We start from the raw sequence: 15823 nt of genomic DNA, 5'->3' as shown, positions 1-15823 counted from the left end.
GACCTGCCAGCGTTGCGGACAGCCAGGCGAGCTGCGCACGTTCGGGGGGTGGGTCGCCACCTTGTGCGCGCGCCATGCAAAGCAGGTGAGCATCGAGGTTTGACTCGCGTGCATTCCTGGCTGCCGGCGACGTGCATGGCTGGCTGGAGCACCTGGATGATCCAGTCGGCGTGGGGATATCTCGCATTTGCGGCGAGGGCGGCCTACAGTTGCGCAATAGGCGGCGAGCGCAGTGCGTCGGCCAATCGACCCTGCACCGCCGCGTCCAGGGCGCGGCGGGAAATGCGCAGGGGTGGAGGGCGAGAGCATGGCGAACAACGCGCAGGAAACGGCTGATGGCACGTCCAAGCCAATGGACGAAGTCCCCAAGCTTGAAGACGTACCGATCGTGCTCGTCGTCAACGGGCGTTCACGGCCGCTTCGGGTGCAGCCGCGTACGACGCTGGCAGAGGCCCTGCGCACATCGCTGGATTTGACCGGGACGAAGGTGGCATGCAATCACGGAGCGTGTTCCGCGTGCACCGTCTGGCTCGACGATCTGCCCGTTGCTGCATGCACGATCCTGGCGATTGAAGTCGACTCGCGCCACATCACCACAATTGAGGGACTGGCGCCGGCCAACGATCTGCACCCGGTGCAAAAGGCGTTCATCGAGCACGATGCCGTGCAATGCGGTTTTTGCACGCCGGGTCTCGTCATGAGCTGTGCTGCCCTTTTGGCACGCAATCGGCACCCGAGTGTTGAAGACGTCGAGACCGCGATCAGTGGTCATCTTTGTCGCTGTGGAACCTATCCGCACGTCATGCGGGCGATGCTGGCGTTGGCCGCTGTCGAGGCAGAACAAAAATGACGAACGATTCCTTGCCACGCGAAGAGCGGCTTGCGGTGGGCATGGCCCACCTTGGCGTCCAGCATGTCGCACGCGCGCTATCCGGGGACGAACCACCGGCGCTGGCGCCCAATGCCGAGCTCAGGCATGTGGGTCGCAGCGAGCCGCGCTGGGATGCCGTTGACAAAGTCACCGGCGCAGCGATCTATACCGTGGACGTTCAGTTGCCAGGCATGCTCTTCGCGGCCGTGCTGCGATCGCCGCTTGCGCATGCGCGCATCCGTGTCTTGGACCTTGCTCCTGCGCGGGAGGAGCCAGGTGTGCGGGCTGTCGTGGCCATGGTGGACCGGCCAGCGCACGGCCACATGGCCACGGTGCGCTATGTGGGCCAACCCCTTGCGGCCGTGGCAGCGCAAACGCCCGAATCGGCGCAGGCGGCGCTCGATCGGATCCGGATCGAGCTTGAGCCGCTGCCATCGGTCCTGGATCTGGACTCCGCCATGAAGCCCGAGGCTGCAGCGCTTTACCGGCAGGACGAGGCGGCGGGCATTCCATCCGTGGGGTTTCCCTTCGTCCCGGATCTGCCGCTCGCGGGCAACGTCAGAGGCCCCGTCCGGCAGGCGCACGGGGATCTGAACGACGGGTTTGCCGCTGCGCAATGCGTGGTGGAAGGGACGTTTTTCACCCAGGTCCAGACCCACTGCTGCCTGGAGCCGCACGCCATTGTGGCCGCCTGGGGCGATGACGGGGTCGAGGTCTGGATGTCCACGCAGTTCACGGCTGGCGTGCGCGCGCAGATTGCCGAGGCGTTCGAGTTGCCACTGTCGCGTGTGCGGGTCCGCGCCAAAGCCGTCGGTGGCGGCTTTGGCTCCAAATCGCAGCTTGGCCTTTATGGCAAGACGGCCGTGGCCCTGTCGCGCCTGGCCAGGGCACCGGTGCGCCTTGTGTATCGGCGAGACGAGGAACTGATGGACAGTGGAAACCGCCCCTCAAGCAAGCAGCACCTGCGGATCGGGGCGCGCCTTGATGGCAAGCTCACCGCCATCGCACTGCAGGCGTGGGGCAGTGCGGGTGTTGCCCAGGGCGCGGGCGTTGGCGGGATCGCCATGGCGCTCTACGATTGCCCCAACCGGGAATCGCTGCAGTTTGATGTCTTCACCAATACGTCGCCGAGCACGGCGATGCGAGGGCCCGGAAACACGCAAGGCGCGTTTGCGTTGGAGCAGTCAATCGATGCGCTGGCCGAGAAACTGGCCATGGATCCCGTGGCGCTGCGCGACGTGATCGACCTCAGCGCGGTGCGGCGCGAGGAACGCCGGCTTGGCGCGCAGAAAGTCGGATGGGAACACCGAAGGTCACCGGGCTCCGATCAGGGCCTCATCAAGCGCGGCATCGGAATGGCGCAGTCACTATGGCCTGCCAATGTCCAGATCAACTCGGCTTGCGAGTTGCGCCTGTGGCGAGACGGAAGCGTCGAACTCCTCTCCAGCGTGCAAGAGATCGGCACGGGGATTGGCACGCTGCTCAAGCAGGTCGTTGCCGAAGAGCTGGGCTTGCAGCCCAGTGCCATTGACGTGCGCCTTGGAGACACCGAGTTTCCCTCGGGTCCGCCGTCGTATGGCAGCCGAACCTCGGCGTCCATCACGCCCCCGGCACGCACGGCCGCATGGCAGATCAAGCGATCATTATTGAACGCGGTGGCGTCACACTGGGGTGTGGATCCGCAGGCCTTGACGCTGCAAGACGGCTGGGTGCACTGCACCGATGGATCGCGGCCGCGCATGGCCTGGAGCGAGGCGGCTGCAACGCTACGCACGGACCGCATCAGTGCGGTGGCAAGCCGCAGCGACGACTATGCCGGTTTTCGAACCTGCCACGGCGACGCTGCCATCGCGCTGAACGATCTCGGCGGCGTGCAGTTTGCGCAGGTTTGCGTTGACACGCAAACCGGCATCATCCAGGTCGAGCGCGTCGTGGCCGTGCACGACTGTGGGCGGCCCATCAACCCCCTGCAGATTGAAAGTCAGATCCACGGCGGCGTCTTGATGGGCATTTCCTACGCCTTGCTTGAGGAGCGGATTCTCGACCCCCACACAGGCTGGATGATGAATGCGAATTTCGTCGACTACAAATGCATCGGCGCGGGCGCACTGCCTGACATCGAGGTCGTGGTGCTCGAAAACTATCAAGGATTGAGTGCAACGGACGCCTATGGCGTGGCCGAGCCGGCGAACATTGCAACGGCCGCAGCCGTCGCCAATGCCGTGTATAACGCAACCGGGGTGCGCATGCATGCGCTGCCCATGACCCCGGCCCTTGTCCTTCAGGCGCTGCACGATGCCGGCAGGAGCGTGCCTTGATGAATGCCTTCGAATGGCAACGGGCTACGTCGCCCCAGGAGGCAGCGTCGCGGGCCACGCACACCACCGCCGAGGCCATGGTCCACAGGCCAGGCCAATTGGCGAAGTCCCAGGCGACGCTTGTCAAAGCGGCCGGCGTGGATGTTGTCGACCTGATGAAAGATGGCCTGGTCAGCCCCAGGCGTCTCATCGACATCAGCGGCCTGTCCGAACTGCAGGGGATTCGCGAAGAGGCCGATGGCGGGTTCACGATCGGCGCCTTGACGACACTAGCACAGCTTGCCGCGCATCCGGCCTTGCAACGGCGCTGTGCAGCACTTGCCCAGGCCGCAGCGTTGGCCGCAAGCCCGCAGATCCGCAATCGAGCAACGCTTGGAGGCAACCTGCTGCAGCGCCCCCGGTGCTGGTACCTGCGCTCGGCCGCGCATCACTGCGTGCGCAAGGGGGGTGAGCACTGCTTCGCATATGGGGGGGACAACCGCTACCACGCGATCTTTGCCAATCAGGATGGCTGCGCCATTGTTCATCCCTCCACGCCCGCCACGGCGTTGCTGGCGTTGCAGGCCCAGGTGGAGTGCGTCCGCGGCAACGGTGAGCGGCGGGTCGTCGCGCTGGACGAATTCTTCGTGCTGCCCAGCCGGGACCCGCACCGCGAGACTGTCCTTGGTGCCGATGAGTTGGTCACCGCCATCAGACTTCCCGCCTTGGCCCGTTCAGCCAGCTCGGCCTATGTGCAACTCAGCGAGAAGGCGTCCTTTGATTGGCCTTTGGCCGCAGTGGCAGCAGTCCTGGTCATGGGCGACGACGGTGTGTGCCGTCAGGCACGCGTTGTGCTGGGCGCTGCAGCACCCGTCGCCTGGAGGGCGCCACAAGCCGAAGCGATTCTTGAGGGCTCCACGATCAGCGACGACGTGGCAAAAACCGCAGCCGATGCAGCCCTTGCTCCTGCCACACCGCTGTCGGGAAACGGCTACAAGGTGCCGCTCTTTCGCGCGCTGATCGTTCGCGCCATCCAACAAGCCGCGACGCCTGCAGCGCGCGCGCCAGCCTAGACGGCGTTTGCTTGCCGCACGGCGGGCTGGCTGTAGCGCAGGCGCAAGCCGCCAGTGGGTCGATTCTGAAGCTGAATGCGCCCACCCAGGTTTTCCGCGATATTGCGCATGATGGCCAGGCCGAGTCCACTGCCCATGGAGTCGGCCGCGTGCCACAGGCGCTCGAACGGTTCGAAGGCGCGTTCCAGATCATCGGGGGCGATGCCGGGGCCCGTGTCCGATATGTCGATGTGGACCCTCGCAGGGTCACCGTCGGTGCGGTCCGTCGAGATCGCCAAATCCACGCGCCCCCCGGGGGGTGTGTAACGCAGCGCGTTGTCCAGGCCGTTGCGCAAAAGGGTATAGAGCTGTGTCGAATCCGCCAGGATCGGCGCACCTTCGTTGCGTTCCATGCCCAGATCGATACCCTTTTCAGCTGCCAGCGGCATGAGATCGGCGATGACCTGCTGCAGAACCTGCGTCGGGTCCAGGGGCCGCAGGGTGAGGCCGCGTCCGGACTGCACGCGCGCAAGGCTCAGGAGCTGCTCCACCACGGTGCGCGTTCTGGCCAACCCTTGCTGCAGGCTGCGAAGACGGGTGCGCGTGTTTTCCGGCATGTCCGCGTGCGCAAGGTTCTCGGCTTGCAGGCTCAGCGCCGCAATGGGCGTGCGCAACTCATGGGCCGCGTCGGCCACGAACCGGCGTTCACGCTCGAGCATGGTGGCCACGCGCGACAAAAGCCGATTGATGGATGCGATGAAAGGCAGCACTTCCTGCGGGACGTGCTCGACGGGGAGCGCGTCAAGTCGGCTGTCATCGCGCGCATCGACCTCACGTGCCAGATCGCGCACGGGGCGCAAGGCGCGCTGCACGACCCAGGCGGCAAGCAGTGCGAGCAGCGGAATGAGGGCCAGCAACGGGAAGAGGGTGCGCTGGGCACTGTCGATCGCGGCGTCCGAGCGCACATCCGTGCGTTGCGCAACCGCGATGCGTCCCATGGGACCGTCGCGCACGAATACCCTCCAGGAATGCCCGCCGGATTGCACGACATGCATGCCCACGCCGAGCTGCCCTGGCAAGGCCAGTCCGCGCGGAGACGCCGGCCGGTCAAGGCGCTCGACGATGATGCGAGCGTCTTTGTCGACTTCGGCGCCCTGCGGCTCAAGGACGGCTTGGGGGAGATCGCCCCAGCGATGCACAAGACTGGCGATCTGGCGCAATTGCGCATCCTGCAGTTCGTTGGCTTCCTGGTAGCCAAACACGTAGGACACGGCAGCGGTACACACGCCCACCACGGCGACGATCACCGTCATCCACAGCCAGAGTCGGCGCAGCAGCGATTGCGCCGCCCATTGGCGCAGCACGGCGCGCGGGTTCATGGCGCCGTGTGCTGCGCTTGCCCGGCCTCGCGGTCGACCATCCAGCCCACGCCGCGCACGTTCTTGATGGCGGACTGGCCGAGTTTTTTGCGGATGCCGTGGATCAAAAACTCCACGGCATTGCTTTCCACTTCCTCGTTCCAGCCATAGATGCGGTCCTCCAGTTCCTTGCGCGAGAGGATTGCGCCCGGTCGCAGGAGCAAGGCATGGAGCAGCGCGTGCTCCCGGGCTGAAAGTCGGACCGTGTTTCCTTCGTAGCTGGCCTCGCGCGTGGTCGGATCCAGCGTCAGCGCGCCATTGCTCAAAAGGGGTTGGCCCTGGCCGCCCTTGCGCCGCGCCACGGCGCGCAGCCGCGCCAGCAATTCACCAGCTTCGAACGGCTTGACCAGGTAGTCGTCTGCCCCAAGGTCCAGCCCCCGTATGCAGTCCTCCACGGCGTCGCGCGCGGTGACAATCAGCACGGGCAGGTTGTTTGCGCCATGGCGAATCGCCTGGAGCACGGACAGGCCGTCGCGTTTGGGCAGACCCAGGTCAAGCAGCATCGCCTCGTAGGCCGTGGTTCGCACGGCAGCCAGCGCGGACTCGCCATCGGTCACCCAGTCCACCGCGTGGGCGGCGTCGCGCAGGGCCTCCTGCGTGGCCGCGCCCAGCATCTGATCATCCTCAACCAGCAAAATGCGCATCGTCATTGACCTCGTCTTGCGCGGCGCCCTCGTCGACCTCACTGACCAGGCTGCCACCCATCAGCTTAAAGAGCGCGGGCATAAGCAGCAGCACCAGCGGAAGTTGCACGGCCAGCCCCGCAATAATCGCCACCGCCAGCGGCTGCTGCATGGCCGAGCCCTGACCCATGCCAAACGCCAGCGGGGCAAGGGTGAGCATTGCCGCAAGCGTGGTCATGGCGATCGGGCGCATCCGGTTGATGCCCGCTTGCACCAGCGCCGTGTCCGCAGGCATGGTCGGCATCGTACGGTGCAGATCCTGCACTTCGCTGAAATAGAAGATCGCAACTTCCGTGACGATGCCCACGATCATGGTCATGCCCATCATCGCCGAGATGTTGAGCTCAATCCCCGCCATCCACAAGCCGACGAATACGGCCGGCAAGGCCGCCAGTGGCATGGCCAGGATGGCCAGTGCCACCTTGAAGCGCTCGTAAAGGAACAGAAGCAGGAAAAACACCAGCAGCACTGCGGCCACCAGAACCTCGACCAGGCCCCTGAATGCAATCTGCTGCTGCTTGTACAGGCCGCCGAGCTTGAAGTACACATCCGAGGGGTAATAGCCCGGGGCGTCGAGCACCCGTTTGACCGCAGCAATGGTGGTGCCAAGGTCGCGCCCGCTGATGCGAGCCGTGACGGCGGCCATGCGCTTGAGGTTCTCCCGCGTGATTTCCGGCTGCCCGGTCAGCACGCTGGCATGGGCGACTTGGCCGAGCTCAAACACATGGCCGTCAGGCGCCCGCAGCGGCAGCTTGTCGATGGCAGCGGGCGTACGCCACAGATCCGGCGCATCCCAGATGCGCACGCCCACCATCTTCGGTCCTTGTTCGATCTGCGTGGCCACCGTGCCACCAATGAGTGTGGCAAGCTGCGTCTGCACCTGCTGCGCGTCGACGCCTTGAAGCGCCATGCGCGTTGGGTCAAGACGCAGATTCAGGGCATCGCCGGCGGGTTTGATGCCGCTCTTGATGTCGACGATGCCGGGGATCGTGGCGATGTCCGCGGCGGTCTTGTGCGCGAGCCTCGCCAGTTGGCTCGGGTTGTCGTCGTAGATCTTGATCTCGACCGGCTGCGGCACCGCGGTCAGGTCCCCAATCAGGTCTTCCATCAGCTGCGCCATCTCGATCTGCACGCCCGGGACCTGCGTCTCGATTTTCTGGCGGACCGATTCCATCACCAGATCGATCGACTTGCGCGGCGGCGGCTTGAGGCGCACGAAAAAGTCGCCCTCGTTGGCTTCGGTGATCCCGCCACCCAGTTGGGCGCCGGTGCGCCGCGACCAGGTCTGCACCTCGGGCGTGGCGCGCAGAATGGTCTCGATCTGCTTGAGCAAGCGGTTGGTTTCGCTCAGCGAGGTGCCGGGTGGCGTACGGTAGTCCAGAATGAAGCCACCTTCGTCCATGTGCGGCATGAAGCCGCTGCCGACCTGGCGGTAGGCCAAGGCGCCCGCCAGCAGCAGCGGGACAAGGCCGAGCAGGAGCAGGGCCGGGCGGCGCAGCAGGGCAGGCAGCAGGCGGGCGTAGGCGCGATGCACGGCAGCCGTCAGCGGGCCATGGCCGCGATCTCGCTCCCGCTCGGCGTCACGCACGGTGATGAACTTGTCAGCCAGCAACGGCACGGCCAGCCAGGACACGAAAAAGGAAATGATCAGGGCTGCCGCCATCGTCAGCGACAGCGCCTGGAAAAATGCCCCAGTCACCCCGGAGAGGAAAGCCAGCGGCACGAAAATGATGACCGTCGACGCGCTGGACCCCGCAAGCGGCCGGAAAAATTCCATCGCCGCATGCAGCACACGGCTGTGGCGCGCTGCAACGTCGGGACTTTGTGCGCCCGATTCGCCCAGACGCCGCACGATGTGCTCGCTCATGACGATGGCGTCGTCAATGACCAGGCCCACAGCAGCTGCCATGCCCCCGAGGGTCATGATGTTGAAGCTCATGCCCAGGGCGTAAAGAAGCACCACGGCGGACGCCAGGACCGCAGGCACCGTGACCATGGCAATCAGCGTGATCTTGATGCTGCGCAGGAACACGAGAAGGACCAGCCCTGCGAGCACCACGCCGATGAGGATGGCGTCGCGCACGCTGGATGCCGAGGCGACGACCAGCTGGCTTTGGTCGTACCAGTTCGCCAGCTTCACCCCGGGCGGCGTCTTGTAGGTGGCCAGGGCCTGGCGCACGGCACGCGCGATCTGCACGCTGTTGCCGCCGGGCTGCTGGTAAATGTTGAGCAGCACGGCGTCATGGCCGTCGGCCGTGACCTTGATCCATTGGGGAACGGTGCTTCGGGTGACCACGGCGACGTCGCGCACGCGCACGACGCCCGTGGGTGTGGCCTTGATCACGAGGTCACCGATCTGCGAGGCGTCGTGCAGCCGCGAGTCGGCCAGCGCCAGGAGCAGCTTGTAGCGATCCTCCAGTTTGCCCACGGCCTGGACGCCGTTACCACTGGACAGCGCGTGCTGCACATCGCCCAGGCTCAGGCCGTCGGCCTGCAGCTTGGCTGGATCGATGATGACGTGGTATTCCTCCTGAGCGCCGCCTTGCACCTGCACCCGGCCGACCCCGTCGATGCTGGACAGAAGCGGGCGCAACTGGAATTGCGCGAGGTCATAGAGCCGCGTGAGCGGCACGTTGTTCGAAGTCAGGCTGTAGGCGATGATGGGGTCGACTGTCGGATCCATCCGCTTGCTCGACAAGACCGTTCCAGGCGGAAGTTCCGGCAGCTTCTGGGTTATGGCTTCGTTGACCTGGACCGCGGCCAGGTTCATATCCGTGCCCCAATGGAAGTTCACCGAGATGTCGGCCGCGCCGCGGCTGGTTGTCGAGCGCACGTCGACGACGCCCGGGACGCGGCGCACCGCCTGCTCCAGGGGATAGGTGACCTGCAGCATCATCTGGCGCGATGGCCGGTCGCCGGCATCGGCGCTGACCATGACCCGTGGAAAGTTGACATTGGGAAACAGTCCCACGGGCAACTTGAAGGCGGCCAGGAGGCCGCCGGCCGCCAGCAGCGCCAACAGGAAAAGCACCGAGCGGCGGTGCCGCTGCAGCCATTGCGAAACGTTCATTTCGCCACCCGCAGCGTCATGCCGCTGCTGAGCTCGTAGTTGCCCAGCACGACCAGCGGCCGGTTGGCGAGCAAATCGCCGGCAATGCCGCTGTGTTTAGCCTGATCGATTTCCACCGTGACGTTCACGCGCCGGGCCTTGCCCTGGTCGTCCTGAAAGACATAGGCCTGGCCCGAAGCGTCACGCAGCACCGCCTGGCGCGGGACGATCCAGCCATGCCACGGGTGCAATTGCATGCTGGCTTGCACGGCCAGCCCCGGCATCCAGCCCGACGCTTGCCCCGGCAGGGCAAGCGTGACATTGACCAGATGGCTCTGGGCATCCACGACGCCACCCACGGCCAACACGGTTGCCGATGTGCTCTGATCCGCGTCGAACACGGCGCTCACGCGCACGGCTTGACCCGCGTGCAAGGCACTGGCGACATCGGGTGTGACGCCAACGACGGCTTGAAGGCCCCCGGCAGGGGCCAGCATCAACGCGTCGCTTCCGGCGTTGATCCGGGCGCCCGGTGAGGTGTGCACGGCCAGGACAATGCCGTCAAACGGCGCGGTGGTCGTCTGCACGCCGCCTCCCAGCCCCTGGGCGCGCGCTGCAGCCAGTTGCGCCTGGGCATCCGCCAGTGTCTTGCGCGCAGCGTTGACCTGGGCCTGCGTTGCCAGTTGCTGCCCAGCGAGTTGTTGAACGCGCTGCAGGTCCGCCGTGGCAAAGCGCACTCCGGTCAAAGCCTGAACGTAGGCGAGCTCACTGCCCGGCGCGCCCTGCACGGTGATCAATGCCTGCCCGCGCCGGACCTTCTCGCCCGCGCGCACCCGCACCTGCAGCACCTGCACGTTGCGCTGAAACGCCACGGCAAGCGCCTTGTCGGTCGCCGTGATCACCTGGCCCAGCGCCGTCTCGGTCTGCGCCAGGGTTCCCTGGCGCAGCGGAGCCTCCTGCACAAGGGCCGAGACCTCGGGCGTGGCCCGCGAGGAGGGTTTAGCGCCGGCTGGCATGGGCCCGATGATGGCCAGCGCAATGCTCAGCAACGCGGGCAGGGCCGCCTGGCGGATGCGGTGCCTGAAGACGGTGGGAGCCGGAGGGAAAAACGTCATGGGGTGATGCTCCGATGAGCCGATTGCGAACTCGCAGGGGGTTGTGCTGAACTTGCTGTCTGGCGATAGATTCCCGCGCCAGTCAGCAGATCGAGCGCGACGGCCTGCTCCGCCATTTGTTGCGCATTGGCCTGCAAAGCCATGCGTTGATCCAGCAAGGCCATGCGCTGGGCCTGCGCCTGGGGCAGGGTAATGGCGCCTTGGCTCAGCGCCGTGTCGGCCGCTGCACTGGCGCTTTGCAGCGCGGGCAGCGCAAACCGCAAGCTTTGACGCTGGCGCTCAAGCAACGCCAGATTGGCGAGCGCCTGTTCGACATCGGCATGCGTCTGGTTCAGGCGCATTTGATAGACGTCATACAGTTCCTGGCGCGTGGCACGCTGCACGACGATGGCGCCGCGGCTGCCGTTGAAGATGGGCAGCGTAAAGCTCACGCCGAACCCCAGCGTATTCACGTTGCTCGTGTCGCGCGCACGCGTCAAGCCAACGCTGAACGATGGAAATTGCGCCAGGACCGCCTCGCGCAGGCGCTGTTCCTGGCTTGTGTAGCCGGCCCGCAAAGCCATCAGGTCCGGACGGATGTCGGCAATCTTCGTCAGCGCGACGCGGGCGCTTTGCGCGTCCTGGGTCGTGATGACCGGCAGCTCAGCCAAGCGCAAGCGGACCTGAGGATCCAGTCCAAGGAGGGCATGCAGATTGGCCTGCAGCGTGACGCGCTGGCGCGCGTCGCGTGCCAGGCCTTCATTGAGGCGTTGCAGTTCCACAAGGTCGGCATCGGCGTCGGTGCGGGGCAGGTTGCCCGCACTTGCCGCATCGCGAGCCCGATGCAGGCGCTCCAGCACGAGGTTGCGCTCAGACAGCAGCAACGCGTCGCGATCACGCAGGCCGACCAATTGCACGAACAGTAGCTGCGCCTGCGACGCGGATTGCCATTCCTGCCAGAGCAGCTGCAGGTTCACCGAGCGAACATGCGCGCGGGCGGCCGCCTGGGCCGCCGGGCGCGTGATCAGGCTGCCTAGATCAAAGCTCAGGGTATCGTTGTATGCGGAGCTCGTCGCATGCGCGCTGTGACCGGGGTTGTCGTACGACGCGCTGAACTGAGGGTCGGGTAGCAACCCCGCCGCGAAGGCTTGTGCCCTGGCCACGCCAAGACGGTCGCGCGCCTGCTGCAGTTGCGGGTTGTGCAGGACGGCCAGGGTGGCGACTGCGTCCATGGTCAGCGGGGCGTGCAGGTCGATCGGCTGAGCAGCAAGCCGCGGCAGCGCGATGCGCTCGCGATCGATCTGCAAAGCGCCCAGATGCTCCTGCAGGCGAGCCTGCGGCGGCAAGGGCTTGGGCACGTAAGTGGCGCAGCCTGCGAGAACCAGCGCCAGGGCGGCCGCTGTCTGGCACAGCAGCATGCGGCGGGCGCGGCGGCGTTGCCTGCGCTCGCCGAGGACAAAAAGGCCCAGCCGGCTGCTGTGCGGTCGCTGCATGGTCGGGCCTGAAGGCTTGACGCGCCGAGGCTGCGCGGTGGAGTTCATGCGCGGATCCAATGTCTGGAAATGAATGGCCGGCCCAGCATGCGGTAGGCCCGGTGCATCACGCCTGTGATGCGAGTCACGGGCTCGTGCCCAGCCCACAGGAGCAAGAGCGCGCTGGCCAGGCTCACCAAGGCGGCGCCCGCCATGTCCACGGGCCAGTGCACGCCAAGATACACGCGCGCCCAAGCCACGGGAAGCCCGAGCAGCGCAAGGCCAGCGCCAGCGATGCGCCACCCGCGCGAGGCACACAACGCGAAGGCCGCACTCCAGATCACCGTGAGGTGGTCACTCGGAAAGCTGCTGTCTGCGGCGTGTGCGAGAAACTGATGCCCGACTGCGAGCGCAAAGGGGCGCGGTTCAAACCACAATAAGCCGATGACCTGGTTGATCGCCAAGCCCGTGAGCGCGGCAAGCGCAGCGCGCACGAGTGCCGTGCGCGGCGCTTGCGATCGCCACAACCAACCTGCGACGAGGAGCAGGGGCACCAGCAGGATCAAGTCCTGGGCGGCGAACCGCGCGAGCACGAGCAGGCCGGCCGGTGGGTTTGAACTTGCGTTGATCCAGGCAAAAAGCTGCGCGTTGAGGGTTTGCATGCGAGGGGTACGCTCCTGGTGGGCGGGTCATATCGACCGAGATCCACAGCCTAGGAGCGGAAAATTAGACTCAACTTAGCATTCGCCGGGGCGGCATGCCGTGCCCAGGTGCCCGATTGGCGCAACGCAGCCCCAAGCCTGCCTGGAGCCGGGCCGCGCGACGTGGCTGTTAACGGCGGCGCTCGCCGAAGGGATCGGCACCCGGTGGTGCATTTTGCAGCGTGGTGAGCGTTGTGCTGATGTGATCTTCCAAAGCCAGTGCCGCGCGCGAATCGGCGCGGCGCATGGCTGCATCAAAGATCTCCGCGTGCTCGCGGTGCACGTCGCGTTTGCTGTCTTCCAGACCGATGCAAAGGCGCCGGTACCGCTCGCCGTGCTGGGACAGGATGCGCAGCACGAGGTAAGTCCACGGCGATGCGGCCGCGGAGATCAGCTCTTCGTGGAAGCGGCGGTTGCAGACTTCCCAGTCGGCGCGTCGCTGCATCGAGATGGGCTGCTCGTAGGCTGTGAGTTGCTCATAGCTCTGGCGCACGCGCTGCTCCCAGTCCTGGTCGCCATGACGCACGGATTCGCGCAGGGCGTCCACTTCAATGTGAATGCGCAGGCGCGTGATGGCCTCCAGATCGGCAAGGGACATCGGCGTGACGCGAAAGCCGCGCTGGCCTTCGGCAATGACCAGTGCGTCGCTGACCAACCTGGTCAGCGCCTCGCGCAGCGTGCCGGCGCCCACGGCGTAATCGTCTTTCAGGTGTTCCACCCGCAGCTTGGCACCTGGCGGATAGTGGCCTTCAATGATGTGCTGGCGCAATTGCAAATAGGCCTGCTCGGTGAGCGTGCGCGCAGGGCCCTTGGGTTGGGGCGCGGCGGGGGTGACGTGCTCCTGGGCGGGCGCCGGTTGCGCCGGTGCCTGGGACGCGAAATTCGTGAGCAACGCAGACAGCGGATGCGGGTGAGCGGTGTCGTTCATGATGAGCCTAGCTGGCTTGGTTGCGTGCGAGGCGATAGCTGAGTTGGGCCCGGGTCAAGCCGAGCATGCGTGCAGCTGCGGAGAGATTGCCCTTGGCCTTGTCCACAGCTTCATGGAGCAAGGAGCGTTCCAGACCCTCCAGGCCTTCGCCGCAATCCTGGAGCTGCTCCAGCAGAGAGCCGCAATTCATCGCGCTTGGGCGGTGGTGGGCCAGTTGCCCCTTGGGATCGATGGACACGCCCTGCGGAAAACTCATGCCAGGGAAGAGATCCTGGGCATCGACGGCGCGGTGCGGCTTGGACAGGATCACGGCGCGTTCGACGAGGTTTTCCAGCTCGCGCACATTGCCTGGCCAGTCATGGTTACGCATGGCCTCGTAGGCGTGGTCGGTCAGCATGGGCACGGGTTTGCCATGGAGCACGGCAAAGCGATCAAGCATGGCTTGGGCAAGCGGCTCGATGTCGTCGCGGCGCTGCCGTAGCGGGGGAATCAGCACCGGATAGACGTTGATGCGGTAATACAGATCGGCGCGAAAGCGCCCATGCTTCACGGCAGCCTCCAAGTCCTGGTTGGTGGCTGCCACCAGCCGCACGTCGACCTTGCGGCCTTGCGTGGATCCCAGCCGCTCCACTTCGCCTTCCTGAATGACGCGCAGCAGCTTGGCCTGGGCTTGCAGGGGCAGCTCGCCGATTTCATCCAGGAAGAGGGTGCCGCCATGGGCGCGCTCAAACCGGCCCGAGCGCGCGGCCTGTGCACCGGTGTAGGCACCCTTTTCCGCGCCGAACAACTCCGACTCGATCAGGTCATGGGGAATGGCCGCGCAGTTGATCGCCACGAACGGCTTGTCGGCGCGTGTGCTCAAGGCATGCAGCGCACGGGCGAAACGCTCCTTGCCCACGCCCGTCTCGCCGGTCAAAAGAACCGTGACTTGTGTGGACGCGGCGGTGTGCAGCAGCGCGTAGGCGTTCTTGAAGGCGTCCGACTGCCCGATCAGCTGGGTCTTGTTCGCTTCAGGCGAGATCTCCAGCCGCAGCGACTCCACCTGGGTCTGCAGCTCCTGGATCGTGCTGAGCATGGATCCGCCCTTGAAGTAGGAGGCCAGCACCTCGGCGTCCTCCCACTCGTGCTGCGGCTTGCCCACGATGTGGCAGTGCGCATCGCCGCAGCCCACGCACGATGTTTCCTTGTAAAGGATGGGCTGCCCCATGAAGGCACTGGTGTAACCGGAGGCATAGCCGATGAGCATCCAGCACACCGGGTGCTCCTGCACGCCGAAGTCGCGTTTGTGGATCTCCGCCTCCCAGGAGTGGATCCACTCGAACTCGCCGTAAAACGCTCCGGTCGTTGCATCGGCCTCGAAGCGCAGGGGCGTGACCTGCACGGCGCCCTCAAGCATGTGCAGCTGAGGGCCGACGACAAACATGTCATACAGCGAGGCGCTGCCCCGGATTTGCCGTGCCAGCGCCGCATCGCGCTCGCCGGCGGCGAAGCCCGCGCGCGTGAAGCACCGGCGCGTTTGCTCCGCGCCCACGCTGTGCATGAGTTCCACGCGCAGCGCCCCCAGTGCCGCCGTATGGATCAGCACCATGCGTTGGCCGGCCAGCCAGATGCGCCCGTCGCCTGCGGAAAAGTGAATCAGCCGCCGCAGGTCGGCGTCCGACGGCAGGGGTGGAAGCTTCGCCTTCGCCATGGTGTCTCCATCGAGATTATTCAAACTCGCCATTTGTCAAACAAAGATAGGACAGATTTCATCATTTCGTCAAATGAGGAGAAAAGAGCCTCATGAAATGATAAAAAGTTCAGCAAATCAAGATGTTGCATCGCACCAATCACCCATCAATAGACCCGTGTTTACCCTGATTTGGGGAGTATTGATGGATTCAGCATGTCGGTGTTTTCCCCTAATTCTCGAGATTATCGGCTGCATTTCCCGGATCTGGCACGGTTGCTGCTCCCAATGGAGCCAAGGAGATCGATGCGATGCACAGGCAAGCCGTGGAAACCACATCCGTCAAAGGCCGCGATGACTTCAACCCGCAACACCGGTTTGTCAAGGTCACCGGCATCAACGCCCAGGGCTTTGTCGAATTTGAATTTGCCGTCGGCTCTCCCGAGCTCTGTGTCGAGTTGATGCTGCCTCCCGCGGCGTTCGAGGAGTTCTGTCTGACACAAAAGGCCGTGCGCCTGGACGCTCTCGGGCTCATGACCCGCCACTGAACGCACGACCCGGTCTGGCGCGCGAGGCGGCGTTTTGGGGC

The 15823-nt window shown here is 65.4% G+C and carries 12 protein-coding genes; 4 read left to right on the top strand and 8 right to left on the bottom strand.

The genetic code is table 11. The features are described from left to right. Window positions 1-307 precede the first annotated feature (307 nt). The 3 genes from CD04_RS0104510 to CD04_RS0104500 are packed head-to-tail and all read left to right on the top strand — an operon-like array spanning window position 308 to window position 4241. Window positions 308-850: a (2Fe-2S)-binding protein gene (locus CD04_RS0104510; RefSeq protein ID WP_231480465.1), complete on the top strand. Its 543-nt coding sequence runs from the start codon at window positions 308-310 to the stop codon at window positions 848-850. Beyond that, on the top strand, window positions 847-3189 hold the full coding sequence (locus CD04_RS0104505; protein WP_031404599.1) for a xanthine dehydrogenase family protein molybdopterin-binding subunit: 2343 nt from the start codon (window positions 847-849) through the stop codon (window positions 3187-3189). The genes CD04_RS0104510 and CD04_RS0104505 overlap by 4 nt, the downstream gene beginning before the upstream one ends. Further along, entirely contained in the window at window positions 3189-4241 is a 1053-nt protein-coding gene (locus CD04_RS0104500) for a xanthine dehydrogenase family protein subunit M (protein ID WP_031404598.1), read from the top strand. The genes CD04_RS0104505 and CD04_RS0104500 overlap by 1 nt, the downstream gene beginning before the upstream one ends. Here CD04_RS0104500 and CD04_RS0104495 read toward each other — a convergent pair. The 8 genes from CD04_RS0104495 to CD04_RS0104460 form a co-directional block, all read right to left on the bottom strand. After that, window positions 4238-5599: an ATP-binding protein gene (locus CD04_RS0104495; RefSeq protein WP_031404597.1), complete on the bottom strand. Its 1362-nt coding sequence runs from the start codon at window positions 5597-5599 to the stop codon at window positions 4238-4240. The genes CD04_RS0104500 and CD04_RS0104495 overlap by 4 nt on opposite strands. Beyond that, the gene (locus tag CD04_RS0104490) at window positions 5596-6282 is read right to left on the bottom strand and encodes a response regulator transcription factor (RefSeq protein WP_031404596.1); all 687 of its coding nucleotides are present in this window, start codon (window positions 6280-6282) and stop codon (window positions 5596-5598) included. Before CD04_RS0104490 ends, CD04_RS0104495 begins: the two co-directional genes overlap by 4 nt. Beyond that, window positions 6263-9391 carry an efflux RND transporter permease subunit gene (locus tag CD04_RS0104485; RefSeq protein WP_051848925.1) on the bottom strand — a complete coding sequence of 1043 codons (3129 nt, stop codon included), beginning with the start codon at window positions 9389-9391 and terminating at the stop codon, window positions 6263-6265. Before CD04_RS0104485 ends, CD04_RS0104490 begins: the two co-directional genes overlap by 20 nt. Further along, window positions 9388-10485 carry an efflux RND transporter periplasmic adaptor subunit gene (locus CD04_RS0104480; RefSeq protein ID WP_051848924.1) on the bottom strand — a complete coding sequence of 366 codons (1098 nt, stop codon included), beginning with the start codon at window positions 10483-10485 and terminating at the stop codon, window positions 9388-9390. Before CD04_RS0104480 ends, CD04_RS0104485 begins: the two co-directional genes overlap by 4 nt. After that, complete coding sequence (locus CD04_RS0104475; protein ID WP_051848923.1) at window positions 10482-12005, bottom strand: TolC family protein; 1524 nt, start codon at window positions 12003-12005, stop codon at window positions 10482-10484. The genes CD04_RS0104480 and CD04_RS0104475 overlap by 4 nt, the downstream gene beginning before the upstream one ends. Then, window positions 12002-12598 (bottom strand): undecaprenyl-diphosphatase, encoded by a 597-nt coding sequence (locus CD04_RS0104470; protein WP_038167490.1) that lies wholly within the window; start codon window positions 12596-12598, stop codon window positions 12002-12004. Before CD04_RS0104470 ends, CD04_RS0104475 begins: the two co-directional genes overlap by 4 nt. Window positions 12599-12767: 169 nt before the next feature. Next, on the bottom strand, window positions 12768-13565 hold the full coding sequence (locus CD04_RS0104465; RefSeq protein ID WP_081857798.1) for a GntR family transcriptional regulator: 798 nt from the start codon (window positions 13563-13565) through the stop codon (window positions 12768-12770). Between the two features lie 7 nt (window positions 13566-13572). Further along, window positions 13573-15255 carry a sigma-54-dependent Fis family transcriptional regulator gene (locus tag CD04_RS0104460; RefSeq protein WP_031404590.1) on the bottom strand — a complete coding sequence of 561 codons (1683 nt, stop codon included), beginning with the start codon at window positions 15253-15255 and terminating at the stop codon, window positions 13573-13575. A gap of 290 nt (window positions 15256-15545) precedes the next feature. Here CD04_RS0104460 and CD04_RS0104455 point away from each other — a divergent pair, with 290 nt between their 5' ends. After that, window positions 15546-15782: a phenol hydroxylase subunit gene (locus tag CD04_RS0104455; protein WP_031404589.1), complete on the top strand. Its 237-nt coding sequence runs from the start codon at window positions 15546-15548 to the stop codon at window positions 15780-15782. Window positions 15783-15823: the final 41 nt, after the last annotated feature.

It is taken from the genome of Thiomonas sp. FB-Cd (genome assembly GCF_000733775.1).
GTDB lineage: Bacteria > Pseudomonadota > Gammaproteobacteria > Burkholderiales > Burkholderiaceae_C > Thiomonas_A.
Note: the sequence above shows the minus strand (reverse complement) of the source record. Positions and strands in the feature narration are given on the sequence as shown.